This window comes from Bordetella sp., assembly GCF_057362025.1.
The window spans coordinates 77,047-101,324 of record NZ_JBMQQZ010000015.1 but is presented as its reverse complement, the minus strand read 5'-3'; the positions used below and the strand labels follow the sequence as shown (position 1 = coordinate 101,324).

General features: G+C 67.1%; 20 protein-coding genes. 10 read left to right on the top strand and 10 right to left on the bottom strand.

Annotated features, from left to right (window positions below; all coding sequences use genetic code 11):
* Nucleotides 1-9 precede the first annotated feature (9 nt).
* A complete protein-coding gene (locus ACO1P8_RS05035; protein WP_486294812.1) occupies nucleotides 10-789 on the bottom strand; it encodes an amino acid ABC transporter substrate-binding protein in 780 nt (259 codons plus the stop codon).
* Between the two features lie 177 nt (nucleotides 790-966).
* Here ACO1P8_RS05035 and ACO1P8_RS05030 point away from each other — a divergent pair, with 177 nt between their 5' ends.
* Nucleotides 967-1,548 (top strand): YceI family protein, encoded by a 582-nt coding sequence (locus tag ACO1P8_RS05030; RefSeq protein ID WP_486294811.1) that lies wholly within the window; start codon nucleotides 967-969, stop codon nucleotides 1,546-1,548.
* 75 nt (nucleotides 1,549-1,623) lie between these two features.
* Here ACO1P8_RS05030 and ACO1P8_RS05025 read toward each other — a convergent pair whose 3' ends face one another.
* Complete coding sequence (locus tag ACO1P8_RS05025) at nucleotides 1,624-2,352, bottom strand: FadR/GntR family transcriptional regulator (RefSeq protein ID WP_486294810.1); 729 nt, start codon at nucleotides 2,350-2,352, stop codon at nucleotides 1,624-1,626.
* A 94-nt stretch (nucleotides 2,353-2,446) separates the two neighbouring features.
* Here ACO1P8_RS05025 and ACO1P8_RS05020 point away from each other — a divergent pair, with 94 nt between their 5' ends.
* The 5 genes from ACO1P8_RS05020 (at nucleotide 2,447) to ACO1P8_RS05000 (ending at nucleotide 8,762) form a co-directional block, all read left to right on the top strand.
* A complete protein-coding gene (locus ACO1P8_RS05020) occupies nucleotides 2,447-4,027 on the top strand; it encodes a UxaA family hydrolase (protein WP_486294911.1) in 1,581 nt (526 codons plus the stop codon).
* Between the two features lie 140 nt (nucleotides 4,028-4,167).
* Nucleotides 4,168-5,394 carry a multidrug effflux MFS transporter gene (locus ACO1P8_RS05015; RefSeq protein WP_486294809.1) on the top strand — a complete coding sequence of 409 codons (1,227 nt, stop codon included), beginning with the start codon at nucleotides 4,168-4,170 and terminating at the stop codon, nucleotides 5,392-5,394.
* Nucleotides 5,395-5,408: 14 nt separating this feature from the next.
* The gene (locus tag ACO1P8_RS05010; RefSeq protein WP_486294808.1) at nucleotides 5,409-6,311 is read left to right on the top strand and encodes a LysR family transcriptional regulator; all 903 of its coding nucleotides are present in this window, start codon (nucleotides 5,409-5,411) and stop codon (nucleotides 6,309-6,311) included.
* Between the two features lie 106 nt (nucleotides 6,312-6,417).
* Nucleotides 6,418-7,395, top strand: coding sequence for a tripartite tricarboxylate transporter substrate binding protein (locus tag ACO1P8_RS05005; protein ID WP_486294807.1), 978 nt, complete (start codon nucleotides 6,418-6,420; stop codon nucleotides 7,393-7,395).
* Between the two features lie 2 nt (nucleotides 7,396-7,397).
* On the top strand, nucleotides 7,398-8,762 hold the full coding sequence (locus ACO1P8_RS05000; RefSeq protein WP_486294806.1) for an MmgE/PrpD family protein: 1,365 nt from the start codon (nucleotides 7,398-7,400) through the stop codon (nucleotides 8,760-8,762).
* Between the two features lie 13 nt (nucleotides 8,763-8,775).
* Here the strand turns inward: ACO1P8_RS05000 and dapA are convergent, their stop codons facing one another.
* From dapA to ACO1P8_RS04975, 5 genes are all read right to left on the bottom strand, one after another.
* Nucleotides 8,776-9,681, bottom strand: a complete 906-nt coding sequence (gene dapA, locus ACO1P8_RS04995) for a 4-hydroxy-tetrahydrodipicolinate synthase (protein WP_486294805.1) — start codon at nucleotides 9,679-9,681, stop codon at nucleotides 8,776-8,778.
* A 17-nt stretch (nucleotides 9,682-9,698) separates the two neighbouring features.
* On the bottom strand, nucleotides 9,699-10,820 hold the full coding sequence (locus ACO1P8_RS04990; protein ID WP_486294804.1) for a cupin domain-containing protein: 1,122 nt from the start codon (nucleotides 10,818-10,820) through the stop codon (nucleotides 9,699-9,701).
* Nucleotides 10,821-10,866: 46 nt separating this feature from the next.
* The gene (locus tag ACO1P8_RS04985) at nucleotides 10,867-11,874 is read right to left on the bottom strand and encodes an ornithine cyclodeaminase family protein (protein ID WP_486294803.1); all 1,008 of its coding nucleotides are present in this window, start codon (nucleotides 11,872-11,874) and stop codon (nucleotides 10,867-10,869) included.
* An 11-nt stretch (nucleotides 11,875-11,885) separates the two neighbouring features.
* Nucleotides 11,886-12,482: a hypothetical protein gene (locus ACO1P8_RS04980; protein WP_486294802.1), complete on the bottom strand. Its 597-nt coding sequence runs from the start codon at nucleotides 12,480-12,482 to the stop codon at nucleotides 11,886-11,888.
* 114 nt (nucleotides 12,483-12,596) lie between these two features.
* Nucleotides 12,597-13,586, bottom strand: a complete 990-nt coding sequence (locus tag ACO1P8_RS04975) for a Bug family tripartite tricarboxylate transporter substrate binding protein (protein ID WP_486294801.1) — start codon at nucleotides 13,584-13,586, stop codon at nucleotides 12,597-12,599.
* Nucleotides 13,587-13,725: 139 nt separating this feature from the next.
* On the opposite strand from ACO1P8_RS04975, the gene ACO1P8_RS04970 reads away from it, so the two are divergent.
* The gene (locus ACO1P8_RS04970; RefSeq protein ID WP_486294800.1) at nucleotides 13,726-15,030 is read left to right on the top strand and encodes a citrate/2-methylcitrate synthase; all 1,305 of its coding nucleotides are present in this window, start codon (nucleotides 13,726-13,728) and stop codon (nucleotides 15,028-15,030) included.
* 79 nt (nucleotides 15,031-15,109) lie between these two features.
* Here the strand turns inward: ACO1P8_RS04970 and ACO1P8_RS04965 are convergent, their stop codons facing one another.
* The 3 genes from ACO1P8_RS04965 to ACO1P8_RS04955 form a co-directional block, all read right to left on the bottom strand.
* Nucleotides 15,110-16,915 (bottom strand): thiamine pyrophosphate-binding protein, encoded by a 1,806-nt coding sequence (locus ACO1P8_RS04965; protein ID WP_486294799.1) that lies wholly within the window; start codon nucleotides 16,913-16,915, stop codon nucleotides 15,110-15,112.
* A gap of 14 nt (nucleotides 16,916-16,929) precedes the next feature.
* Nucleotides 16,930-18,423: an aldehyde dehydrogenase family protein gene (locus tag ACO1P8_RS04960; protein ID WP_486294798.1), complete on the bottom strand. Its 1,494-nt coding sequence runs from the start codon at nucleotides 18,421-18,423 to the stop codon at nucleotides 16,930-16,932.
* 301 nt (nucleotides 18,424-18,724) lie between these two features.
* Complete coding sequence (locus ACO1P8_RS04955; protein WP_486294797.1) at nucleotides 18,725-19,774, bottom strand: NADP(H)-dependent aldo-keto reductase; 1,050 nt, start codon at nucleotides 19,772-19,774, stop codon at nucleotides 18,725-18,727.
* Nucleotides 19,775-20,101: 327 nt separating this feature from the next.
* Between ACO1P8_RS04955 and ACO1P8_RS04950 the strand changes: the two genes are divergently transcribed.
* Genes ACO1P8_RS04950 through ACO1P8_RS04940 form a run of 3 tightly spaced genes read left to right on the top strand, consistent with a single transcriptional unit; the run spans nucleotide 20,102 to nucleotide 24,170 of the window.
* Nucleotides 20,102-21,424: a cytochrome c gene (locus tag ACO1P8_RS04950; protein ID WP_486294796.1), complete on the top strand. Its 1,323-nt coding sequence runs from the start codon at nucleotides 20,102-20,104 to the stop codon at nucleotides 21,422-21,424.
* Nucleotides 21,421-21,930, top strand: coding sequence for a (2Fe-2S)-binding protein (locus ACO1P8_RS04945; RefSeq protein WP_094843382.1), 510 nt, complete (start codon nucleotides 21,421-21,423; stop codon nucleotides 21,928-21,930). The genes ACO1P8_RS04950 and ACO1P8_RS04945 overlap by 4 nt, the downstream gene beginning before the upstream one ends.
* On the top strand, nucleotides 21,927-24,170 hold the full coding sequence (locus tag ACO1P8_RS04940) for a xanthine dehydrogenase family protein molybdopterin-binding subunit (protein ID WP_486294795.1): 2,244 nt from the start codon (nucleotides 21,927-21,929) through the stop codon (nucleotides 24,168-24,170). Before ACO1P8_RS04945 ends, ACO1P8_RS04940 begins: the two co-directional genes overlap by 4 nt.
* The last annotated feature ends 108 nt before the right edge of the window (nucleotides 24,171-24,278 follow it).

Here is a 24,278-nt window from a genome sequence, read left to right as displayed (position 1 = left end):
GATGCGTCCTTACTTTGCCGAGAGGTCCGTGCCGAAGTATTTGATGGATATCTTCTTGTAGGTGCCGTCCGCCTTGATGTCGGCCAGCGCCTTGTTGATGGCGGCGACCAGTTCGGGATTGCCCTTGCGCAGCAGCACGCCGGATTCGCTGAACTCCGCCGATTTGTCGCTGGCGACGATTTTCACCTTGGCATCGGGCCGGTGCTTCTTGAAGTCGAGGAAGGACAGATTGTCGTTGATGGTGGCGTCCACCCGGCCCGACAGCAGCAGTTCGATGGATTCGTTGAAGCCCTGCACGGGGACCACCTCGGCGCCGTACTTCTGGGCCAGCTTGCCGAAGTTGCTGGTCAGCGTATTGGCCGACCGCTTGCCCTTCAAGTCGTCGAAGGATTTGATCGCGGTGTTGTTGTCGCGCACGATCAGCACCGCCTGCGACGCAATGTACGGGTCGGAGAAGTCGTACTTCTGCTTGCGCGCGTCGGTGATGCCGACCTGGTTAATTACGGCGTCATAGCGCTTGACGTCCAGGCCCGCGATCAGGCCGTCCCACTTGCCTTCGACGAAGTCCGCCTTCACGCCCAGGCGCTGGGCGATGGCGCGTCCGATCTCCACATCGAAGCCGGTCAGGCCCGACGCGTCGTGATAGCTGAAAGGGGCATAAGTGCCTTCGGTACCGATTTTGATGGCGCCGGCCGATTTGATTCGTGCCAGGTCATCCTGGGCATGGGCGAGCGTCATCCCGGCAGCACTGAGCACGCCGGCGAGCAGGACGGAAAAAATTCGCTTCATCTCGATCTCCATACACGAAACTGAAAGAGGGACGGCTAAGATTACGTCCGAGACTCTAACAGGCTGGCTATTTTTTCACAAAGAATCAAGGGTCGTATCAACATGCGCCGTGGAAATGAGTCGGCGCTTCTTCGTGCATTCCACTTTGACACGCCATTTACCACGCGAGGGCCCATCATGCGCTTCCTGACTTCGTCACTGCCGGCGATCGCCGCCGCCCTGCTGCCGGTCGCCGCCTTGGCCGAACCGGTGACCTACCAGCTGGACCCGGATCACACCTATCCCAGCTTCGAGGCGGACCATTTCGGCGGCGCATCCACCTGGCGCGGCAAGTTCGATAAGACCGCCGGCACCGTGGTGCTGGACGCCAAGGCGGCGACCGGCACGGTGGAGGTGACCATCGACATGGCTTCCGTCAATACCGGCAACGCCAAACTGGACGAACATCTGCGCTCGGACCAGTTCTTCGATGTCGCGCGCTTTCCTACCGCCACCTACAAAGGCAATCGCGTTCGCTTCGAGGAAGGCAAGCCGGTGGAAGTGGCCGGGATCTTCACCCTGCATGGCGTCTCGCGGCCGCTCACGTTGAAATTGCTCTCGTTCAAGTGCTACCAGAATCCCATCCTGAAGAAGGAAGTGTGCGGGACGGAGGCGACGGCGGCCTTCGACCGTAGCGACTACGGCGTGTCGTTCGGCAAGGACTATGGTTTCTTCATGAAAACGACCTTGCATATCCAGGCCGAAGGCATCCGCCAGTAGCGGCAAGGAACGCGCGGCGAACGGCCGCCGTTGCGGGGCGGCCGGCGTGACGCCTGCAGCGGCGTGACCCCCGCATCACGCCTGGAACTGCCGTCCGACGAATTCGATATGTTGGCGCATGGCCAGCGCGGCGTCGTCGGGCGCTTGCCGCAGGATCGCCTCGCAGATGGCTTCGTGCTGGCGCAGGCGCTCCAGCGCGCGGCGCGCGGCCAGCGCGGCATCCCGTCCGGCGTCATAGGTGTTGCGCGTGATGTGCTCGCGCAACGAGGCGATGGCGTTGGCGTAGAAGCGGCCCAGCATCATGTTGTGGGAGGCGCCGGCCAACTGGGCGTGGAAGGCGGTGTCCGCGGCTGCCTCGGCGGCCACATCGCCGTCGCGCACGGCCTGGCGCATGCTGCCGACCGTGCCGGCCAGTTCGCGGCGCTCGCGCGCGTCGGCCCGCTGCGCCGCGAAGCGCGCGGCAGCGCATTCGAACACCATGCGGAATTCCAGTGTATCGGCGCGCAGCGCGGGCTGCGCGTCCACCAGGCCCAGCCAGGGCGCGGGCGGCCAGGGGGCCGCGGCCGCGGCGGGCCTGTCGCTGGCGATGAAGACGCCGCTGCCCTGGCGGGTCTGCAGCATGCCGCGCGAGACCAGCCGCTGGATGGCCGCGCGGACCGTCGTGCGGGACACGCCGAAGCGCTGCGCCAGTTCGCGTTCCGGCGGCAGCCGTGGGCGTCCGTCCAGGCCATGTTCCAGGACGAGGCGTTCCAGCGATTGCATCGCGTGCTGCAGGGCGCTCGATGTGGGCGTGATGCGGGGCATGCCGGGGTTCCTGGGGGGCGCGCGAGCGGAAGCGGCGTGGCGCGACCGGCGATTGGTCCGACCAATTTGCGCGGATTGTGGCGATTATCCCATGATGGCGCGGCCCGCGGCGATCCGCGGCCGCAGACCAAATATCGAGGAGACCGCCTTGGATGCCCTGTCCCCCATCATCCTGCTGCATGAGCGCGACGACGTCGCGATCGCCCGCCGCGCCCTTTCCGCCGGCACCGAGCTGCCGCAGGCCGGCGGCGTGACGGTGCGCGCCGATGTGCCTCCCGCGCACAAGGTGGCGCTGCGGGCGGTACGCGCCGGCGATCCGGTACACCGCTATGGGCAGATCATCGGCTTCGCGACGCGCGATATCGCGCCGGGCGACCACGTCCATACGCACAATGTCTCCATCGGCGAGTTCGAGCGCGACTATGCCTTCGGCGAAGACGTCAGGGCCGTCGCCCCGGCCGACGCCCCGCTGACGTTCCAGGGCATACGCCGGGCCGATGGCCGCGTGGCCACGCGCAACTATATCGGCGTCATCAGTACCGTGAACTGCTCGGCGACCGTCAGCAAGCGCGTCGCGCAGCACTTCGCCGCGCCGGGCCGGCTGGATGCGTATCCGAACGTCGACGGCGTGGTGCCGCTGACGCACAGCTTCGGCTGTTGCATCGACCATAACGGCGAAGGTATACAGCAGCTGCGGCGAACCATCGGCGGTTTCGCCAAGCATGCCAATTTTGCCGGCGTGCTGGTGATCGGACTGGGCTGCGAGGCGAACCAGATGGGCGCCATGTTCATGACCGGCGGCATCGAGCCGGGCCCGATGATGGTCCCGCTGGTCATGCAGGAACTGGGCGGCACGCAGAAGACCGTGGACGCCGCCATCGCCGCCATAGAAGGCATGCTGCCCGCCGCCAACGCCGTCCGGCGCGAACCCTTGCCCCTGTCGCACCTGGTGGTGGCCTTGCAATGCGGCGGCTCGGACGGCTACTCGGGCATCACCGCCAATCCCGCGCTGGGCGCTGCCGTGGATCTGCTGGTCCGGCATGGCGGCACGGCGATTCTCTCCGAGACACCGGAGATCTATGGTGCCGAACACCTGTTGACCCGCCGGGCGATTTCGCCGGAGGTAGGAGAGAAAATCGTCGAGCGTATCCACTGGTGGGAGTCGTATGCCGAACGCGAGAAGGGCAGCATCGACAACAATCCGACCCCCGGTAACAAAGCGGGCGGCCTGACCACCATCCTGGAGAAGTCGCTGGGCGCTGTCGCCAAGAGCGGCTCGACCCCGCTGATGGGCGTATACCGTTATGCGGAACCCGTGGACACGCACGGATTGGTGTTCATGGACGCGCCCGGCTACGACCCCATGGGCGCGACCGGCCAGATCGCCAGCGGCGCGAACCTGGTGGTATTCACCACCGGCAGGGGTTCCTGCTTCGGTGCCAAGCCGGCCCCGTCCATCAAGGTGGCGACCAACACCCAGATGTACCGCCGCATGATCGACGATATGGACATCAATTGCGGCGACATCATGGAGGGGGAAACCACCGTCGCCCGCAAGGGCGAGGAAATCTTCCGCGCCATCGTCGACGTGGCGTCGGGGGCCCGTAGCAAAAGCGAGGCGCTGGGCGTGGGCGACGAGGAATTCGTGCCGTGGATGATAGGCGCCCAGATGTAATCGGGACAGTGGCGGCGGTGCGCGGAGGCCGGCCTTGCCGGCTGGCGGACGGCGCCGGACGGCTCGCCCGGTCCCGGGAGACGAAGCGCCGGGTGTGAAATAATGCCGGCGCCCCATCCGCCGGGGCGCATTTCACGCCGATGACTCCGCGACTGCGCATTTCTCCCCATTCCTTTGCCTTCATCCTGTTCTGCGGCGTGCTGACGGCCTTCGCGTCGCTGTCCATCGACGTGGGGCTGCCCGCCTTCGGCGCGGTGGCCCGCGACCTGAACACGGATGCCGCCCGGGTGGCGATGAGCCTGAGCATTTTCTTCGTGGGTTTCGCCGCCGCGCCGCTGGTATATGGGCCGCTCTCCGACCGGCTGGGGCGGCGTCCCCTGCTGCTGTTCGGCCTGGCGCTGTACGCGCTGGGTGCCGCCGGTTGCACCCTGTCCGGCTCGATCTCCACTTTCCTGGGCTGGCGGCTGGTGCAAGGCGCCGGGGCCGGCGCGGCGGGCGTCCTGGCGATCAGCCTGGTGCGCGACCACTTCGAGGGCACGCGGGTACGCGAACTTCTCTCGCACATCGCCATCATCCGGGTCATCGCCCCCATGGTTGCGCCCTCGGTGGGCGCGGTGCTGCTGAATATCGGCAGCTGGCGCTGGATCTACGCCATGATGACGATCGCCGGGTTTGCCATGCTGGCGGTGGTCTGGCTGGGCCTGGAAGAATCCGCGCCGCGACTGCGCCATCCCAAGGCGCAGCGGCCGCCCGCAGCGCCTGTGGCCGGCGCCTATCTGGCGCTGCTGCGCAAGCCCGCGGCCCTGGGCTATATGATGATTTGCGCGCTGAAGTTCGGCAGCCATTTCGCCTATGTGACCGGCGCCTCCCTGGTACTGATGGAAGCCCTGGGCGTATCCCCGCAGTTGTTCGGTCTGTTGTTCGCGATGACGGCCGCCGGCATCATGCTGGCCTCTTTCCTGAGCGGCCGCCTGGCCGGACACGTCGCGGGCGACCGCCTCATCCGGATCGGCCTGTCGGCGGCCCTGTGTTCGGCGCTGATCATGCTTGCGATGACGCTGGCGCATGTGATCACGCCGTGGAACCTGATGCCGTTCTTCATCGTGAATACCTTCTGCTATGGCCTGATCACGCCCAGCACGCAACAAGGCGCGTTGCAGCCGCTGCGCGAAATCGCGGGCGCCGCGTCGGCCATGATGAACGCCCTCATGATGGGGATCGGCGCCTTCGCCAGCGCCATGGTCAGCCGTTTTTTCCCCAGCCTCGGGGTCGTGGCGGTGACCGGCAGCATGGCCGTGTTCTGTGCCTTGTCCCTGATGGTTTTCCTGGCGATGCGGCGCTGGGGCGCTACCTCGCTGCAACACTGACCGGCGGAGGCCCCATGCGCATCAAGCTGCGGCAGGTGGAAGGATTTCTGGCGGCGGCCGATTCGCTGTCGTTTTCCCGCGCGGCGGAACGGATAGGCATGACCCAGCCGGCGTTTTCGCAGCTGATCCGCGATCTGGAGACCGCGCTGGATGTCAAGCTGTTCGATCGCAGCACCCGTCGCGTACGCATAACCGACATCGGCATGCAGCTGCGCGAGCAGATGCGGCGCGGCCTGCTGGAAATCGACAATGCCTGCAACAATGCGCGCGCCATCACGCGCCTGAAGCAGGGGCAGTTATCGTTGGCGGTATTGCCGTCGCTGGCGCTGGGCCTGGTCAACGAAGCCCTGGCCCGTTTCCACGCCAGCTATCCGGAGGTCCGGCTGCGCCTGCGGGAGGCACGCACGCCGCACATCGCCGACCTGCTGCTGAATTACGAGGTGGACCTGGCGGTCTGTTCGCGCCTGGATGCCCATGAATCGCTGGTGACGGAACACCTTTTCGACGACGAGCTGGTGGCGGTGCTGCCGCGCGGCCACGCGCTGTCGCGGCGCCGCGGGCTGCAATGGCGCGAGCTCGCCGACGAGCCCCTGATCGGCCTGCAGGCGCAGGCCGACCTGATCCGCGGAGGCTTCGCGCACAACGGCATCGACAAACAGGCCGAGCACGAAGTCCTGAACACCGTGACCGCGCTGAGCATGGCGCGGGCAGGTTTCGGCGTCACCATCGTGCCTGAAATCGCCTTGCCGGAGCTGAACCTGCGCGGACTGGTGCACCGCCCTTTGCGAGGGCCGCGCCCGACGCGGGAGATCTGCCTGTGCCGCCATGCCGACCATGCCTTGTCGCCGGCCGCGCAGCGCTTCCGCCAGATGCTGCAGGACACGGCGTGGCACGAGGTGCCGCCGCGCGATTCATAAGCTGTACCTATGAGCTCAAACGAAGTTGCCGGTTGCCCGGGCGGACGGCCGCTGCTGTAATCCCTCGATAGACGCCTGGTCCAGGGCCGAGCGAGGAGACGCTTTCATGAATACCCGTATCGCCGCCCTGTTGCGCGCGGCATTGTGCATGGCCGTCCTGGCCGGCGGTGCCGCCGCGCAGGCCGCCGGCTATCCCGATCAGCCCATACACGTCATCGTGCCGTTCCCTCCCGGCGCCGGCGTGGATATCGTTACCCGGCTGGTCGCCGCCAGGCTCTCCACGTCCCTGGGACAGCAGTTGATCGTCGAAAACCGCTCCGGCGCGGGCGGCAACGTGGGGGCGGCCACGGTGGCGCGCGCCGCGCCGGACGGTTACACGCTGCTGGCCGCGCCATCGTCCATCGCCGTCAGCCAGTCGCTGTACACCAACCTGCCTTTCCGGGTGGAGAAGGACTTCCGCGCGATCGGGATGATGGCGTCCGTGCCCTTCCTGCTGGTCGTCAATACCAAGGTGCCCGTCACCACCGTGGCCCAGCTGACCGCGCTGGCCCGGCGCAAGCCCAACAGCCTGACCTTTGCGTCCACGGGCAACGGCAGCTCGCCGCACCTGACCGCCGAGATGTATGCGCACGAAGCCGGGGTCGAGCTGCGTCACGTGCCTTACCGCGGCACCGCGTCGGCGATGACCGACCTGATGTCGGGCGAGGTGGACATGATGTTCGCCAATGCCCTCTCGGTACTGCCGCAGGTCAAGACCGGCCGGCTGCGCGCGCTGGCGATCACCGGCGCGCGCCCCGACCCCGATCTGCCCGGCGTGCCGACGATGCAGGCGGCCGGCGTCGCCGGGTTCGATACCGGGACGTGGTTTTCGCTGCTGGCGCCCGCCGGGACGCCTGACGACGTGGTCGTCAAGCTGAACGGCGCGCTCGACGCGGTGCTGGCATCGCCGGAGGTACGGCAGGCGCTGCGCCGGCAGGGCGCCGCCGTGCAGTCAGGCACGCCGGCGCAGGCGGATGCGTTCATTCATGCCGAGATCGGCAAGTTCGCCAAGATCATCCAGACGGCGAACATCCACATCGATTGACCATGACGACCTCCCCACTTTCCCCCGACAAGCAGGAAGTCACGCGCATCCTCGCCCGCTATCTGGTTGCCTCGCGCTACGAGGACCTGCCCGCGGAGGTGGTGCACGAGGCCTCGCGCGGCCTGCTCAATTGGTACGGCTGCGCGCTGGGCGCGGCGCGTCACGCCACCGTGCAGGCGGCGCTGGACGCGTATCGCCCGTTTTTCGGCGCGCCCCAGGCGCAGGTGGTGGGCCGGCCGGACCGCGCCGATATCCTGCATGCGGCGCTGCTGAACGGCATCAGCTCGCATGTGCTGGATTTCGACGATACGCACTATCGCGCGGTGCATCCCAGCGCGCCGGTGCTGCCGGCCGTGCTGGCGCTGTGCGAATGGCGCAAGTTCAGCGGCCGCGATCTGGTGCATGCCTATGCGCTGGGCGTGGAGGCGGAAATCCGCATCGGCCTGTCGGTGTTTCCCGAACACTACGACCGCGGCTGGCATATCACCGGCACGGCGGGCGTGTTCGGCGCGGCGGCGGCGGCAGGCAAGCTGCTTGATCTGGACGAGGAGCGCATGGCATGGGCGCTGGGCATCGCGGCCACGCAATCCGCCGGCCTGCGCGAGATGTTCGGCAGTATGTGCAAAAGCCTGCATCCGGGCAAGGCGGCGCAGAACGGACTGGGCGCGGCGCTGCTGGCCCGGCAGGGCTATACCAGCTCGACGCGCGCGCTGGAAGCCAGGCGCGGTTTCGGCCACGTCATGTCCGACCGCTTCGACCCCGACGTCATCACCGGCAACCTGGGCGGGCAGTACGAGTTGATGCGCAATATGTACAAGCCTTTCGCCTGCGGCCTGGTCCAGCATGCGGTCATCGATGCCTGCCTGCAGCTGCGCAAGGAATATGCGCTGCAGCCGTCGCAGATCGAAGCCGTGCATGCCACCGTGGGGCCCCTGGTGCTGGAGCTGACCGCCAAGACCGAGCCGGCCACCGGCCTGGAAGGCAAGTTCAGCGTGTACCACGCCCTGGCGGCGGCGCTGGTGTACGGCGCCGCCGGCGAAGCGCAGTTCAGTACGCAATCCGTGCGGGATCCGCAGGTAATTGGTTTGCGCAAGCGCGTGACGACGACGCTGGATCCCCATATGCGCAAGCTGGAAGGCCGCGTGCGCATCGTGCTGAAGGACGGGCGCAAGCTGGACCGGCACGTGCCCGAAGCGCTGGGCACGCTGGCGCGGCCCATGACCGACGCCGATCTCGAGGACAAGTTCCACGGCCTGGCCGCGGAAGTGATGCAGCGCGAGCAGGCGCAACGCCTGGCGGATACGTGCTGGCAGGTGGCCGGGTTGGCCGATGCCGGCGAGCTTGCGCGCCTGGGCGCGACTGCCTGACCCGGCACGTGCCTTAGCCTGCTTTCAACTCCAGGGTATCGATCAGGGTGTCGATGCGGCGTTCCAGTTCGGGTGTCGCGGGGACCATGGGCAGGCGGTGCTCGTTGCGTTCCAGCAGGCCCAGCCGCTTCATCAGGTATTTCAGCGGGATCGGGTTGGTGTCCCAGAAGATCATTTTCATCAGATCGAACAGCTTGTAGTGAAGTTCGCGCGCGGCTTCCAGACGTCCGGCGCGGACCAGATCGCACAGCTGGGCGACCTCTCGTGGGGCCACGTTGGCCACGGCGTTCATGGTGCCTCCCGCGCCCAGGCACATCATCGGAAAGGTAAATTCCTCCAGCCCGACAAAGACGCGGAACGCCGGGCCGAAGCGGTGCAGCATCTCCGTCACGAACGAGTGATCGTCCACGGCGTGCTTGATGCCGACGAAATGCGGCAGCGCCTGCGCGATGTCTTCCAGCGTCCGCAGGTCGGCCTTGAAGGCCGTGCGTCCAGGGATGTGATACATCATCAGCGGGATGTCGACGCGCTGGCCGATATCGATGAAATAGGCCGCCACGCCGCGTTGCGGCGGCCGCACATAGTAAGGCGTCACCAGCAATAGCGCGTCCGCGCCGGCCCCGGCGGCATGTTCGCTGAGGACCACGCTTTCCGCGTGGGACTGCGACCCGGTGGCGGCGACCACCTGCAGGCGTCCGCGCGCCGCTTCCACCGCGATGCTGACCGCCTGGTTGCGTTCCTGCACCGTCAGCGTCGAGGGCTCGGATGTCGTGCCGTTGATGAGGACGCCGTGCGTCCCGTTCCTGGCCTGGAAATCGATCAGGGCGGCCAGCCGGTCGTAATCCACCTTGCCATCCCGGAAAGGCGTCACGATGGGGGGGATGGACCCGCGCAGGGTGTCCTTCTGCAGATTGATCATTCGGTGCTCCAGGCGCGTCAGGCCGCCTTGCGGTTGGTCATGAATCCTTCCTGCTTGCCCAGTACCACGGCGGGGTGGTGCAGGTCTTCCTGCCACAGCAGGGATTCCATATAGATATTCAGCGGCTGGTCCTGCACCGTCAGTTCGTACACGTAGTCGTCGTACGAGGCGTGGTTGTGCACGGCCCAGCCGGGCGCCGACAGCATCAGGTCGCCGGCCTTCCATTCATAGCGGTTGCCGGCCACGCTGCTATAGCCGCTGCCCGAGAAGTAGTAATTGATGGCGGCCGACACGTGTCGATGCGGGCGATCGATGATCTTGGGCGGACGGATCGTCATGGTGGCGAAGAAATTCGGTGTGATGCCGTTGAAGCGCCCCGTCGCCGGGTTGTAGTACATGTACAGGCGGCGTCCGATGTATTCCTTGCCCAGCGCTTCCAGCTTGTCCAGCTGCGGCTTCACCTTGTCCCAGGCAAAGTGCAGGGCGCGCGACTCCACGGCGGTAGGGTTGATCAACGTCTCATAGGGCATCAGCAGGCCGCCGTCGTCCGTGATGGGGAACATGCCGTAGGGGTTGCGGCGGCGCGGGTCGTCCTCGGCCGTCCTGGCCGGCGTTGCCGTTGTGCCGGCGGGCTGGGGCGCCGCCGCATCGGCGACGTAGATATCCATGAACTGCAGCAGGGGCACGTTCGAGTACGTCAGCCGTACTTGCAGGTCCTTGCCATCGTTGTAATGGCTGTAATGCGTGTAGCTGGGGTGGTTCCACACGTCGTACTGCCTGAAGGCGATGTGCTGGCCGCCCACCTCAGTCACGCCCTGGCCCCCGATGCAGAAGTTGACTTCGGTGGCGTTGTGCCGGAAAGGTTCGGTGCGTTCGCCCGGCTTGAGCACCGACAGCCGAACCTGAATCCCGGGCGCCATGCCGGGTGCGAAATCCCGCGCCGAGGGATGCACGATCAGGGATTCGCGACGGCCCGACGCCGGCATCGGCAAGGACGCCAGGCGCTGGACCTCGGCGTCGATTTCCTCCTTGGTCACGACGATGGGTGCCCATTGCGTGTTGCGCGAGGCCGGGGGTTGCCCGCCACAGTCGATGAAGCTGCCGTTGACGCGGGCAAAGTCGCGATGGTATTCGCTCATGATGCGGTCTCCGTGGATATCGGTATGCGTAAAAGGGGAAGGGAAGTCAGCTCGCCCGTGCGGCCGGCGCGGCCGCGAAGAACCTGGGCTTGCTCCGCACCGGGGCCGGCATGGGCCGGCCCATGCCCTGCTGCCGCGCGCGGCGCAGCACTTCCGCGCCGAGGGCGACATCGGAAATACCCATGCCCATGGCCTTGAATACGGTCGTGTCGGCGTCGCCGGGGCGGCGCTCGCCGCGCAGGATGCGGTCGGAGAGCGTCTGTACGCCACTCCAGTTTTCGCCGTAGCGCGTGCGAAATTCACGCGACAGCGTGCGCGCGCTGGAGGGATCGTCGACCGCCACGACAGTGGCGCGATCGAAGACATCCTGGTGGAATTCTTCGCGATCCGGTGCGATGGCGCCGATGGCATTCAGGTGGCTTCCGGCCGCCAGCATGCCCGCCGCCAGGAACGGTGCGCGCGCGCGCGTGGCCAGCGTGACGATGTCGGCGCCGTCGCAGGCGGCGGCCATGCTGGCGCAAGCCCGCGCGGCTACTGCGCGATCGGCGAATTCCTTTTCGATGCGGGCGGCGAACTCCTCGCGACTGGCGGGGGTGGGGCTGTAGACACGCACCTCATGGATATCGCGCACCGCCAGTACCGCGGCCACTTGCGACAGCGCCTGCTTGCCGGTGCCGGCCATGGCCAGCACCCGCGCGCCGGGGCGCGCCAGCCAGTCGGTCGCCAGGCCGGTCGTGCCGCCGGTACGCAGATTGCCCAGCGCGAAGGCTTCGATCACGGCGGCCAATTGGCCGTCGGCCGCATGCCACAGCAACAGCAGCGGGCAAGTGCCGCCCTCGGTATGCGCCCAGGACTTGGTGCCGACATAGTCGCCCAGGCGGGCGCCCAGCGCATGCAGATTGTTGTGGCCGAACTGGAGCATGGTCTTCGGCATGCTGGCCGCTTCGCCGCGCGCGTGCAGGCGCAGGCCGTCCTCGAGCGCGGGGATGGCTTCGGCCAGCGTCAGCAGCGAGGTGACCTGCGATTCGGTGATCCAGACGGGTTCTGCGTTCATCGTCGTTCCTGTTATTGCGTAAGCGTGCCGGGTATGGCGTCCTGCGCGGGCTGGCCGAAGCCATCCTCCCAGATGGACGGCACGGGCGGCATAAGGCCGAAGGTGTTCACGATCAGGGCATGCGTGACGTAGCGGCCGACCAGCATGGCCACCGCCACGGCCTGGGCGGGCGGCAGCAGCGCGGCCAGGCGGTCGAATTCGGCCTGTGCCCGCAGGCCGCGCGTGGCGAGCGCGGCCATAACGTAGGCCTGTACCGCGCGCTCGGCTTCCGACATCTGGCCGGCGAGGGCCGGCTCCAGCCGTTCGACCTGGTCTATCCATTCACGCCCGAAACCCAGGCGCACGCATAACCGTTCGTGCTGATTGCGCTCGTAGGTGTTTTCCATCAGCGTGGCCGTCGTCAGGACGGCGGTTTCGGCCAATCTGTCGGGCAAGGCGTTTTTCAGCGCCTCGGTGAATTGCATGAAGGTCAACAGCGCGTCGGGCGCATGGGCGCCGACCTGGAACAGTTCGCCCAGGTAACCCAGCCGGCGCACGCGCGGCGCCAGGTAGCCGGCCAGGTCAGGCGGCATATCGTCGAGTTGCAGGCGGGGGATCGATGCGCTCATCGAGGTGCTCGATAGAAGTGGATACGCGACGGCAAAAGGTGATTCAGGGTGCCGGCACAGGCGTACCGGTGGGGCGGCCGCGCCGGCATGCGGCCGTGGACCGGCCCGCCGGCTTCAATCGATGGTGATGTGGTATTCGTCCGCGAGCTTTTTCCATTTCACCAGCTCCCGGGCGATCTGCTGCTTCAATTGCGGGCCGTCCATGTCCATGGGCACGAACAGGCGCTGGGCCAGGGCATCGCGGGTTTCCTTGCCGCGCGCCAGCGCCAGGACCGCGGTGCGTAGCTTGTCGACGATGGGTTGCGGCGTTTTGGCGGTGACGAAGAAGCCCAGCCACACGGCAAAGTCGTAATCCTGGAAACCCGGCATTTCGGCGATCGCCGGTACGTCGGGATGGAAAGGAACGCGATTGCGCGTCGCCACGGCGAGCAGGCGGATCTTGCCGCTCTTGAGCTGCGGATCGATGTTCGAGATGGCGTTGAACATCACGGGTACCTGTCCGCCCAGTCCATCGGTAAGCGCCGGCGCGCAGCCCTTGTAGGGGACGTGGACCATGTCGATGCCGGCGCGATGCGCGAACTCGATGCCCGCGAAATGCTGCGCGGTGCCGGTGCCGCAGGATGAAAAACTGAGTGTGCCGGGATGCGCCTTGCCGTAGGCGATCAGTTCCTGCACGCTATGGACCGGCAGTTTGCTATTGACCGCCAGGGCCACGGGCGTTTCTGCGATCGCGGCGATGGGCGTCAGGTCCTTCAGCAAGTCGAAGTTCTGCTTGACGCCCAGTGCGGCGTTGACGGTCATGGTGTTGTTGCCGATCAGAATGACCTCGCCGGTGGGCGCGGATCGCACGACGTACTCACTGGCGATGTTGCCGGACGCACCGGCCCGGTTTTCGACGATGAAGGTCTGCTTGAAGACCTCGCCCAGCTTGGGCGACAGCATGCGGCCGATCACGTCCGTGCTGCCGCCGGGGGGGAAGGCGGATACCAGCGTGACGGGATGCTCGGGATAAGCGGCGTGGCAGGTGCCGGCCAGGGCCACCATCAAGGCCAGCGCGGCGCTCCAGCGGCCGGGCTTCGACGCGAGGGCGTGGCGGTTGAACATGCTTGTCTCCAGGGGTTATTGATTTTCTGAAACTGCGCCGTCATCGTAGAATCCAAATCAATGTGTGTATAGATTGATTTACAATCAATCAACCTCAACCGGCAACCTCTGCCCATTCCCCACATACCGGAGCCACCGCATGGCAAAAACCCGCAGCAGGGCTGCCGCATCCGGCCCGCAGGACGACGCACCCGGCCAGGCCGGTACGCTGGTCGATGCCCGTACGGCGATCGAACGCCTGGGCATCAAGATGCAGACCCTCTACGCGTACGTCAGCCGTGGCTGGATACGCGTCGTTCCGGCCGTGGGCGGCAGGGGCAACCTGTACTACGTAGAGGACCTGGACGCCCTGGGCGCGCGCGGCCGGGGAAGATCGACGGCGGGCGCCAGCGGCGAACGCATGATCCGCTGGGGCGGCAACGCCGTGATGCAGACATCGATCACCGCCATCGGCCCGGATGGCCCGCGCTATCGGGGCAAGTCGGCGGCAGACCTGGTGCATGGCCACCGTTCGTTCGAGGAATGCACCGAGCTCTTGTGGAACGGCATGCTGCCCGAGACACCGGTCGTGTGGCAGCCGGCGCGTCCGGGAGCTGGCTTCCAGGCCCTGGCCGACGGCATTGCGCAGGTCGCGACGCGCAATCACTCGCGCCGCCTGCTGTCGGTCGCGGTGGAGGCCTATGCGGCCAGCCTGGGCCGCAATCCGGAGCTGACGCTGGGCGCGCCGACGCTGGCGGCACGCCAGCTGACGCAGGCCATGGCGGCGGCGACGGGGTTGCTGGCCGCGAAACCCGCTTATGTGCTGAACGACGCGCCGCAGCCCATCGCCGCGGTGCTGGCGGACAAGCTTGGCATCAAGACGACGCCCGCGCATCTGCGCATCCTGGATGCGGCGCTGATCCTCAGCGCCGATAACGAACTGGCGCCGGCCACCTTCGCGGCCCGCATCGCTGCCTCCGCCGGTGCCGATCTATTCTCTTGCGTGACCACGGCGCTGGGGGCATTCGAGGGCATGCTGACGGGATTGGGATGCGAGCAGGCGGAGGCGGCTTTGGCGCAATCGAAGACCCCGGAGGCTTACCTGGACCATCTGAAAGGGTTGCTGGCACGCAAAAGCCCGGTGCCGGGCTACGGGCATCCGCTCTATCCCGATGGCGATCCCCGTGCCACGCTGCTGCTGGAACTCGCGCGCGAGATCAACCCGGTGGCGGCGCGCGGCAAGACGGCGCTCCGATGCGTGGAGAGGGCGCAGGAGGAACTCGGATTGAGAGCCAACTTGCCCATGGCTTTGGCGGTCCTGTGCGCCGTGCTGGCGGGGCCAGCGGGCGCGCCCGGGGCGCTGATGTCCGTCGGCCGCGCGGCGGGGTGGGTGGCGCATGCGCTGGAGCAGCGATTGGCGGGATTTCTCGTGCGGCCGCGGGCCCGTTATATCGGGCCTTCGTGATCGCGCCGCGCGGCGGGAAAGGGCGTCACGCCTATTTTTTTCCGGATTGGGGCGCCGCGTCCCCGAGCCGCGTCCAGGCCTAATCGCCACGGGTCAACGCTTTCGCCATCGCCGGCGCATATTCGCGTCCGACCCGTACATCCAGGACGGCGACCTTGCCCGCCCGCACCGCCGCAATCGCTTCAGCCAGGGCCTGTTCAAGCTCGTCCCGGGTGCGCACGGCTTCACGGGCCCAGGCGCCCTGCGCGCGCGCCATGGCCGCGATATCGATCTCCGGGGTTTCAAGCCGCTGTCCGACCGATTTGTTCTCCACCGGTCTTCCCCGTACCACGGCGACTTTCTCCTGGTGGACTTCGTCATTGAAGAAGGACCGGTTGTTCGCCACCACCACCAGCAAGGGGATGTCATAGCGCACCGCTGTCCAGAACGCCGTCACCCCCATCAGGAAATCACCGTCACCCAGCACGGCGACCGGCAGGCGGGCGCCGCCCTTGAGCGCCAACGCCGCGCCGACGGACATTCCCGGGCCCGAGCCGACGCCGGCACCGCCGTCATAGCCCAGATAATCCAGCGGATGGGAAAACGGATACGCATCGCCCGGCCAGCCCAGGTTGGTGCGGATCAGGCACGCGGGTGCGTGGCGTTCCAGATGACGGCTGATGGTCCTGGCGAATACCGTCATGGGAATACTTTCGGTCGCGCCGTCATTCGAAGCGGTATCGTTCTCCCCACCGGGATCGCCGGGGCCGTCGCCCGGCATGGCCTGCGGCGTCGTCGACGTCGGCGGCGCCATGCGCGGACGGCCCAGCGCCCGCATCGCATCCAGGAGCTGCCCGCTGAACTCGTCCGGATCGCCCATCAGATAGGTATCGGTTCCGGCCAGGCCTTGATGTTCGCCGCCGTAGCCGTTGTGCAATGTCTGGTCCAGCGATACCTGGATGACGTGCGCCGGTACGGCATCGGTGCCCCACGCCGAGCGCAGCGTGCCGGCCAGGTCGACCCAATCCAGGCTGAGGATGACGTCCGCTTCGCGCAGCGCCGCCAGGCCGGCCTCGGCCATGAAGTAGCCCGGCGCGGCGCGATGCAGCGGATGGCGTGTGGGAAAGGCCGCGCCTACCTTGAAGTCCGTCAGGACCGCGGCGCCGCAGTGCTCCGCCAGTGCCACGCGGCGGTGCCAGTCCCCTTCGTCGCGCGATACGCGCCCGGCCAGGATCAGCGGCCGCCGCGCTTCGTACAGCCGGGCGGCGACGGTTTTCGCCGCGCGGTCGGATACGCCGGGCCGTACCGGCGCCTCGTATCGCCGCAGCGGTGGCAAGGGCGGCGTATCGGCGCAGGCGGCTTCCTGCAAGGCGCTGTCGAAGCATACGTATGTCGGGCCTTGCGGCAGCGTGGTCGCGATCTGGCGCGCCCGCAGCACCGCGTCGCGCGCCGCCTCCAGCGATGCCGGCTCGGCATCCCATTTGACGAAGGAGCGCACCAGCGCCCCCTGGTCCTTGGAGGTGTGCAGCCAATCGATCCAGGGACGCCGCCGCGCCGTATCGATGGGTCCCGTGGCGCCGAAGACCAGTACCGGCACACGGTCGCAATAGGCGTCGAAGATGGCCATGGAGCCATGCATCAGGCCGACATTCGCATGCAGAATGGCGCCCATGGGGCGGCCGGCGGCTTTCGCGTAGCCGTGCGCGATGGCCACCGCGTGCTCTTCGTGCAGCACCGTCAGCATGCGCGGGGCTTCATCGCCCAGGTAGTTCACCAGGCTGTCGTGCAGGCCACGGAAGCTGGCGCCCGGGTTCAGGGCAACGTATTCCAGGCCGATGTGGCGCATCAGGACGGCCAGGTAGTCGCTGCCCCAGCGCGGGGTGGCATGATCGTTTTTCGTGGGCATGGGCGTTGCGGACTTCAGTCCAGGGTGACGTTGACGTTCTTGATCTGCGTGAATTCCGCCAGTTCTTCCTTGCACTCCTCGCGGCCGATGCCGGATAGCTTGTAGCCGCCGAAAGGAGCGCCGATGAAATGGCTGGACGATCCGTTGATCCATACATAGCCGGCTTGCACGCGTGCCGCCGCACGATGCGCCGTGGCCAGGTCGCGGGTCCAGATGGACGCGGTAAGTCCGTATTCGACGCCGTTGACCGCATCGAACAGGGCATCTTCATCCGACCACTTGAAAACCGAGAGGACCGGGCCGAAGATTTCCTCGCGTGCCACGCGCATTTCGGGCGTCACATCAGCCAGGATAGTGGGCTCGACGAAATAGCCGGCGCGCAGGGCCGGATCGTCGCAGCGGCGCCCGCCATGCGCGACGCGGGCGCCTTCCGTGGTGGCCGAGGCGATATAGGACAGGGTTTTGTCCATCTGTTCGCGCGAGACCAGCGCACCCATGGTCGTGCGCGTATCGGTGGGCAGGCCGGGGCGATGCAGCGCTGCGGTCAGCGCGACGATGCGGTCCAGCATGCGGTCATGCACCGAATCGTGCAGGAAGAGGCGGGTGGTGGATCCGCACGATTGGCCGCACCAGGTGAAGTTCATGCCGCGCACGGCGCCCTGGGCGGCTTTTTCGGGGTCGGCGTCGGGATAGACCGCCATGGCATTCTTGCCGCCCAGCTCCAATAGGACCTTCTTCAGGCCGTCGGCCGCGGTGCGCATCACGGCCTTGCCGGCATTCACGCTGCCGATCAGGGCAACGGCCGCGATGCCCTCGTGCGCGGCCAGCGCGGCGCCGGTTTCGCGGTCGCCCGTCAGGCAATTCAGCACACCGGGAGGAAAGACCGGCCCGATCAATTCGAACAGGCGCAGGCTGGAAAGCGGGGCCTGTTCCGGTGGCTTGACGATCACGGGATTGCCGGCGGCCAGTGGCGCGGCGATCTTGCCCGCGGCGAACATGAAGGGATGGTTGAACGGAATAATGCGCGCCACGACGCCCAGCGGCTCGCGCAGCGTGTAGTCCAGCGAGCCGTTCAAGGTGGGGATGGTTTCGCCTTTCAGTTCCAGTACCAGGCCGGCGAAGTACTCGAGCTGGGTCGCCGCGATCACGGCATCGTCGCGCATCTGCCGTACCGGATTGCCGCAATCGGCGGCGTCGATCAGCGCCAGCTCCCATGCATGTTCGCGCACGATGGCGGCGGCGCGGCGCAGCAGTGCGCCTCGCTCCAGCGGCGAGGTGGCGCGCCAGCCTGCCGCCGCCGCGGCAGCCGCGCGGACTGCCGCGTCGACGTCCTCCGCTCCCGCGACCGCGTAGGAACCCAGGTCCTCCTGCGTGGCGGGATTCACGCTGCGTGCCTGACGCCCGGACAGGGCCTCGTGCCACCCGCCGCCGTAGTACAGGCCGCGCCGCCCGGGCAAGGCGGCCGCAACGCGATTCGAGAGGTCGGGGGAGTCTTCGATGGCGTTCATGGTTGGCGCTCGGCGGCTGGTGGATCGGAACCGGCGTTACATGCCGCCGTGGCACGCAGCCTATCGCCATGGATATATGTGGGTCAATCTTGATTTCAAATCAATATATAAGGTGCGTGTCAGCGCGCGGCGTGCGCCGGCGCAATGCCAGGACCGCTCCGTATCCGAGGAAGCCGGCGCGCGATGGGACGATGGCCGGCGCGAGCGGCCATAAAAAAGCCTTCGAAGACGATGTCTTCGAAGGCGGAGCGGGGTGTCGTGGGTGCGGCGGCGGCGATGCCGCTCGCCGTCGCGTCGTGTCTTACGGCGCCGGATTGGGGTGCCGGCGATGTATCGCCTCGATGGCGGCGAGCACGCCTTCATCGAGCGTGATATTCACGCTTTCGATGTTTTCCTCGAGTTGCTCCAGCGTCGTCGCGCCGATCAGGTTGCTGGTGACGAAAGGCTGCTGGTTGATGAAGGCCAGCGCGAGCTGGGTGGGGGTCAGGCCGTGCTGCCTGGCCAGTGCCACGTATTCGCTGGTTGCCGCCTCCGCCTGCGGGCTGTTGTAGCGGGTGAAGCGCGAGAACAGCGCCAGGCGCGAACCCTGCGGCCGCACGCCGTTTTCGTACTTGCCCGTCAGCATGCCCATGGCCAGCGGCGAATAGGCCAGCAGGCCGACATCGTCATGGTGGCTGAATTCGGACAGGCCCTGTTCATAGAGCCGATTGAGCAGGTTGTAGGCATTCTGGATGGACGCGATGCGCGGCAGGCCGTCGACCTCGGCGTGGCGGATGAATTGCGCCACGCCCCATGGGGTCTCGTTGGACACGCCGATATGGCGCACCTTGCCTTGCTTGACGAAGTCCTGCATTACCGACAGCGTTTCCGCGATCGGTACGGTATGTTCGTCCTTGAACCAGGGGTAGGCATGCTGGCCGAAGGTCATGGTGGTGCGGTCGGGCCAATGCAGCTGGTACAGGTCCAGATAGTCCGTCTGCAGGCGCTTCAGGCTGGCATCGAGGGCGGCCGTCAGGTTCTTGCGGTCGTGGAAGGTCTTGCCTTCGCGGATATGTCCGGGCCGCTTGGGGTCGCGCACCGGGCCGGCGATCTTGCTGGCCAGTACGATGTCGTGGCGGCGGCGTGTTTTGGCGATCCAGGTGCCGATATAGGCCTCGGTACGGCCCTGGGTTTCCGCCTTCGGCGGCACGGGATACATCTCGGCGGTATCGACCAGGTTGATGCCGCGCTCCAATGCATAGTCCAGTTGCTGATGGGCGTCGGCTTCGGAATTCTGCTCGCCGAAGGTCATGGTGCCCAGGCCGATCAGGCTGACATCGAGGTCGGTACGGCCGAGTTTGCGGTATTTCAAGGCATTCGCTCCGGATGGAAGATGGGGGAGCCCCCAGCGGCGCGATGTTACACCCGGGCCCGGTGGCGCGATGTCATGCTGCTTCGCGCCGTAGGGATTTAAGGCATCCGACAGAAGCGGGCATGAAGGGCCGGCCGGCGGCCATCGATATGCCGGAGTGAATATCAAGAGGCTCGCCATTGCCGCGCCGATCGCCTATCGTGCCATGGCAAGCGCGGATATCGCGCCAAACATCCAGATTATGGAAGCCCTGTCGGATTTCAAATGAATGTCAGGGACCGGCGCTACAGTCCGCCCCACCGCCGTTTTCGCATTGCAGAGGTTCGGATGAAAGGTAGATCCATCGCGGCAGGTGTGCTCGCGATCGTGGTGCTGGGAGGCGTCGCCGCCTGTTCTTTCGCATACCGCAACGCCATCGATCCGATCGACCCGCCCGCGGCCGCGTCTTTCGACGCCGGCTCGATCGGGCGCGGGGCGCAATTGGCCGCGGCGGGCGACTGCATATCCTGTCACACGTCGGCCACGGGCAAGTCCTATGCGGGCGGGGCGCCGCTGGAGACGCCTTTCGGCACGCTTTACAGCACCAACATCACGCCCGATCCGGACACCGGCATCGGCCGCTGGTCCCTGGCGGCTTTCACGCGGGCGATGCGCGAGGGCGTGTCGCGCGACGGGCACCTGTTGTACCCGGCCTTTCCCTATCCGCACTTCACGCGGATGTCGGACGCGGACATCAAGGACCTGTACGCCTATATGATGACGCGCACGCCGGTCAAGGCGGTCGCCCACGACAACGATCTGGCCTTCCCGCTGGGTTTCCGGCCGCTGATCGCGGGATGGAACCTGCTGTACCTGCATCCGGGCCCGCTGGCGGACGACGCCTCGCATAGCGCCGAATGGCTGCGCGGGCGTTACCTGGTCGAAGGCCCGGGACACTGCGCGGCCTGCCATACGCCCATGACGACGCTGGGCGCCGAGGACAGCGGCAAACCCTTCGCCGGCGGCAGCATCGAAGGCTGGGATGTGCCGCCCCTGAACGCGCTGGGCCACAAGCAGCCCCCCTGGACCGTCGACCAGTTGACGGCCTATCTGCGCACCGGCCTGGCCAGCCAGCACGGCGCGGCGGCCGGCCCGATGGAGCCGGTGACCCGCCAGCTTGGCCTGGTCGCCGAAAGCGATGTGCGCGCCATGGCGGTGTATCTGCTGTCGCTGGACGGCCAGACGGCCGCTGCCGCCCCGGCGGCCAAACCGCCGGCCGCGTCGGCCACGCCGGCAGTCGTGCCGGCCCGGGCGACGGACCAGACCGAAGCGCAACGCCTGCAACGCGGCAGCGCGCTGTTCGCGTCCACCTGCGCGGCCTGCCACGCGGCCTCCGCGCCCATGACACTGATCGGCGACCGCCCCTCGCTGGCCGCCAGCTCGGTCGTCAATGCCGACAGCCCGCGCAATGCCATCAATCTGGTCCTGCAGGGCATACCGCTGCGGGGCTCGGCCGCTTCCCACTACATGCCTTCCTTCGCGCACACCTTGAACGATCAGCAGGTCGCCGACATCCTGGCCTATACGCGCATGCACATTGCGCAGCGCCCGGCCTGGGCCAACCTGGACGATACGGTGGCGAAGATCCGCAAGGAGAACACGTCCAAATGATTACCCTCAACGTCAATGGCGTTGCGCACGAGCTGGATATCGATCCGTCGATGCCCCTGCTGTATGCGCTGCGCAACCATCTTGAACTCAATGGCGCCAAGTTCGGCTGCGGCATGGGCCAGTGCGGCGCGTGCACGGTCATCGTCGGCGGCGAACCGGTGTTTTCCTGCCAGTTTCCCGCCTCGTCGGTCCAGGGCAGGCCGGTCCGCACCATCGAGGGCCTGGGCACCGCCGAACATCCCGGCCCGCTGCAAAAGGCCTTTATCGACAAGCAGGCGGCGCAATGCGGCTATTGCATCGCCGGCATGGTGATGCGCGCGCAGGCGCTGCTGGACCGCAACAGTTCGCCGACCGACGCGGAGATCCGCGCGCATATGCAGCCCAATCTGTGCCGCTGCGGTACGCATATGCGTATCCTCGCCGCCATCTCGCAAGCGGCGGAATCCATGCGCGCCGCCGGTACCTCCGGCGGCCAGGCAGCCGCTGCCGCGGGAGCCGCCAAATGAACGCGCCGCGCGATCTTCCTCACGATCCCACGCGCCGCCGTTTTCTGGCGGCCGGTGCCATCACGGTGGGCTTTTCGCTGCTGCCGCATATGCCCGTCATGGCGCAGGAGGCAGCCCGCAAGGGCCCCAGGCTGCCGGGCAACCTGAACACGACCCCCATGCTGGACGCCTGGATCCGGCTGGACCAGACCGGCAAGCTGACCGTCTTCACCGGCAAGGCCGAATTGGGCACCGGCGTGCGGACGGCGTTCATCCAGATCGCCGCGGAGGAGCTGGACGTCGCGCCGGAAGCGGTGCACCTGATCACCGCGGATACCGCGCGCACGCCCAACGAAGGCTACACCGCGGGCAGCCATTCCCTGGCCGACAGCGGCACCGCCATCCTGAATGCAGCGGCGCAGGTGCGCGGGCTGCTGGTGCAGGCGGCGGCGACGCGGCTGCAGGCCAGCGCCGACACGCTGAAGGTAGCCAACGGCGTCATCCAGGCCATGGACGGCCGGCGTCTGACCTACGGCGAGGCCGTGTCCGGCCTGGACCTGCATCGCGCGGCGCAGCCGGATTCGCCGCTGAAGGATCCCCGCACCCACACCGTGCTGGGCCAGTCGATGCCGCGCGTCGATATCCCGGGCAAGGTCACCGGCGGCCCCAGTTACGTGCAGGACATGCGCCTGCCCGGCATGGTGCACGCCCGGGTGGTGCGGCAACCCTCCTACGGCGCGCGCCTGCTCAAGGCCGATATCGACGGGGTGCAAGCCATGCCCGGCGTCGTCAAGGTGGTGCGCGACGGCAATTACCTGGCCGTGGTCGCCCAGGACGAGTGGCAGGCGATCGTCGCCATGCGCGCGCTGGCGCAGTCCGCGCAATGGGAAGAGACCTACGTCCTGCCGGACGAGGCCGGCATCCACGATTACCTGAAGACGCTGCCGTCCCGCGAAATCGATGTCGCCGACCACAAGGGGCCGGCCGCCCCGGCGGTCCAGACCTTGAAAGCACGCTTCTCCAAGCCTTACCTGACGCACGGTTCCATCGGGCCGTCCTGCGCAGTGGCGCAGTATGACAACGATTCGATGACGGTGTGGACGCATACGCAAGGGGTCTTCCCGCTGCGCAAGGGCCTGGCCGAGATGCTGTCGCTGCCGCAGGAAAAAGTACGCTGCGTCCACGTCGAAGGCTCGGGCTGCTACGGTCATAACGGCGCCGACGATGTGGCGGCCGATGCGGCGCTGATTGCCCGCGCGGTGCCCGGGCGCCCGGTGCGCGTCCAGTGGATGCGGGACCAGGAACACACCTGGGAGCCGGCCGGTCCGGCCATGGTGACGGAAGTGCAGGCCTCGCTGGATGCCAAGGGCAATATCGTCGACTGGCAGTACGAGATCTGGAGCAATGGCCACAACCTGCGCATCGACAATGCCGGCCGCATGATTCCGACGTGGGCGCTTGCCCAGCCTTTCACGCCAGCGCCGCCGGTGCCGATCCCCATGCCCGAAGGGGGCGGCGACCGCAACAGTATTCCGCTGTACGCCTTCCCCAATACCAAGGTGCTGCACCACTTCATTCCCGAGATGCCGCTGCGCGTGTCGGCGATGCGGTCGCTGGGCGCCTATATGAATATCTTCGCCATCGAAAGCTTCATGGATGAACTCGCCACGGCGGCCAAGGCCGACCCGGTCGAGTTCCGCCTGCGGCATTTGAAGGATCCCCGCGCCCGCGACGTGATCCAGCTGGCGGCGCAACGCTTCGGCTGGGATCCCAAACGCAAGCGCGAACCGGGGCGCGGCTTCGGCTTTTCCTTCGCCATGTACAAGAACCTGATGGCCTACCTGGCCATCGGCATGGAGCTGACGGTGGATCGCGACTCGGGCGACGTGCGCATCCATCGCGCCGTTGCCGCCATCGACACCGGGCAGATCGTCAACCCGGATGGCGTGCGCAACCAGGTGGAGGGCGGCATCATCCAGTCCACCAGCTGGACGCTGTACGAACAGCTGCATTTCGACAAGAGGCGTGTCACGACGTTCGACTGGAGCACCTATCCGATCCTGCGCTTCTCCAATGTGCCCGAGCACATCGAAGTGCATTTGATCGACCGTCCCGGCACGCCTTTCCTGGGCGCGGGCGAAGCGTCCCAGGGGCCGGCATCGGCCTGCGTGGCGAACGCCATCGCGGACGCCACGGGCTTGCGCCTGCGCGATACGCCGCTGGCCCCGGGCGCTCGCGTGCGGAACCTGCCCGCGGCCTGAGCTGGCGAGCGGCATCACGGCGCCTCGGCCGTATGCCGTGGCCGGCGGGCGCGGCGCCTGCCCCAGGCGTCGGAGCCGCCGCGCGCCGGTGACGGCCGGCGCGGCCCT

What these genes read in the sequence shown, in the direction of transcription:
- ACO1P8_RS05035 (WP_486294812.1), bottom strand. Translation starts at nt 789, where the DNA reads ATGAAGCGAATTTTTTCCGTCCTGCTCGCCGGCGTGCTCAGTGCTGCC.
- ACO1P8_RS05030 (WP_486294811.1), top strand. Translation starts at nt 967, where the DNA reads ATGCGCTTCCTGACTTCGTCACTGCCGGCGATCGCCGCCGCCCTGCTG.
- ACO1P8_RS05025 (WP_486294810.1), bottom strand. Translation starts at nt 2,352, where the DNA reads ATGCCCCGCATCACGCCCACATCGAGCGCCCTGCAGCACGCGATGCAA.
- ACO1P8_RS05020 (WP_486294911.1), top strand. Translation starts at nt 2,447, where the DNA reads ATGGCGCGGCCCGCGGCGATCCGCGGCCGCAGACCAAATATCGAGGAG.
- ACO1P8_RS05015 (WP_486294809.1), top strand. Translation starts at nt 4,168, where the DNA reads ATGACTCCGCGACTGCGCATTTCTCCCCATTCCTTTGCCTTCATCCTG.
- ACO1P8_RS05010 (WP_486294808.1), top strand. Translation starts at nt 5,409, where the DNA reads ATGCGCATCAAGCTGCGGCAGGTGGAAGGATTTCTGGCGGCGGCCGAT.
- ACO1P8_RS05005 (WP_486294807.1), top strand. Translation starts at nt 6,418, where the DNA reads ATGAATACCCGTATCGCCGCCCTGTTGCGCGCGGCATTGTGCATGGCC.
- ACO1P8_RS05000 (WP_486294806.1), top strand. Translation starts at nt 7,398, where the DNA reads ATGACGACCTCCCCACTTTCCCCCGACAAGCAGGAAGTCACGCGCATC.
- dapA (WP_486294805.1), bottom strand. Translation starts at nt 9,681, where the DNA reads ATGATCAATCTGCAGAAGGACACCCTGCGCGGGTCCATCCCCCCCATC.
- ACO1P8_RS04990 (WP_486294804.1), bottom strand. Translation starts at nt 10,820, where the DNA reads ATGAGCGAATACCATCGCGACTTTGCCCGCGTCAACGGCAGCTTCATC.
- ACO1P8_RS04985 (WP_486294803.1), bottom strand. Translation starts at nt 11,874, where the DNA reads ATGAACGCAGAACCCGTCTGGATCACCGAATCGCAGGTCACCTCGCTG.
- ACO1P8_RS04980 (WP_486294802.1), bottom strand. Translation starts at nt 12,482, where the DNA reads ATGAGCGCATCGATCCCCCGCCTGCAACTCGACGATATGCCGCCTGAC.
- ACO1P8_RS04975 (WP_486294801.1), bottom strand. Translation starts at nt 13,586, where the DNA reads ATGTTCAACCGCCACGCCCTCGCGTCGAAGCCCGGCCGCTGGAGCGCC.
- ACO1P8_RS04970 (WP_486294800.1), top strand. Translation starts at nt 13,726, where the DNA reads ATGGCAAAAACCCGCAGCAGGGCTGCCGCATCCGGCCCGCAGGACGAC.
- ACO1P8_RS04965 (WP_486294799.1), bottom strand. Translation starts at nt 16,915, where the DNA reads ATGCCCACGAAAAACGATCATGCCACCCCGCGCTGGGGCAGCGACTAC.
- ACO1P8_RS04960 (WP_486294798.1), bottom strand. Translation starts at nt 18,423, where the DNA reads ATGAACGCCATCGAAGACTCCCCCGACCTCTCGAATCGCGTTGCGGCC.
- ACO1P8_RS04950 (WP_486294796.1), top strand. Translation starts at nt 20,102, where the DNA reads ATGAAAGGTAGATCCATCGCGGCAGGTGTGCTCGCGATCGTGGTGCTG.
- ACO1P8_RS04945 (WP_094843382.1), top strand. Translation starts at nt 21,421, where the DNA reads ATGATTACCCTCAACGTCAATGGCGTTGCGCACGAGCTGGATATCGAT.
- ACO1P8_RS04940 (WP_486294795.1), top strand. Translation starts at nt 21,927, where the DNA reads ATGAACGCGCCGCGCGATCTTCCTCACGATCCCACGCGCCGCCGTTTT.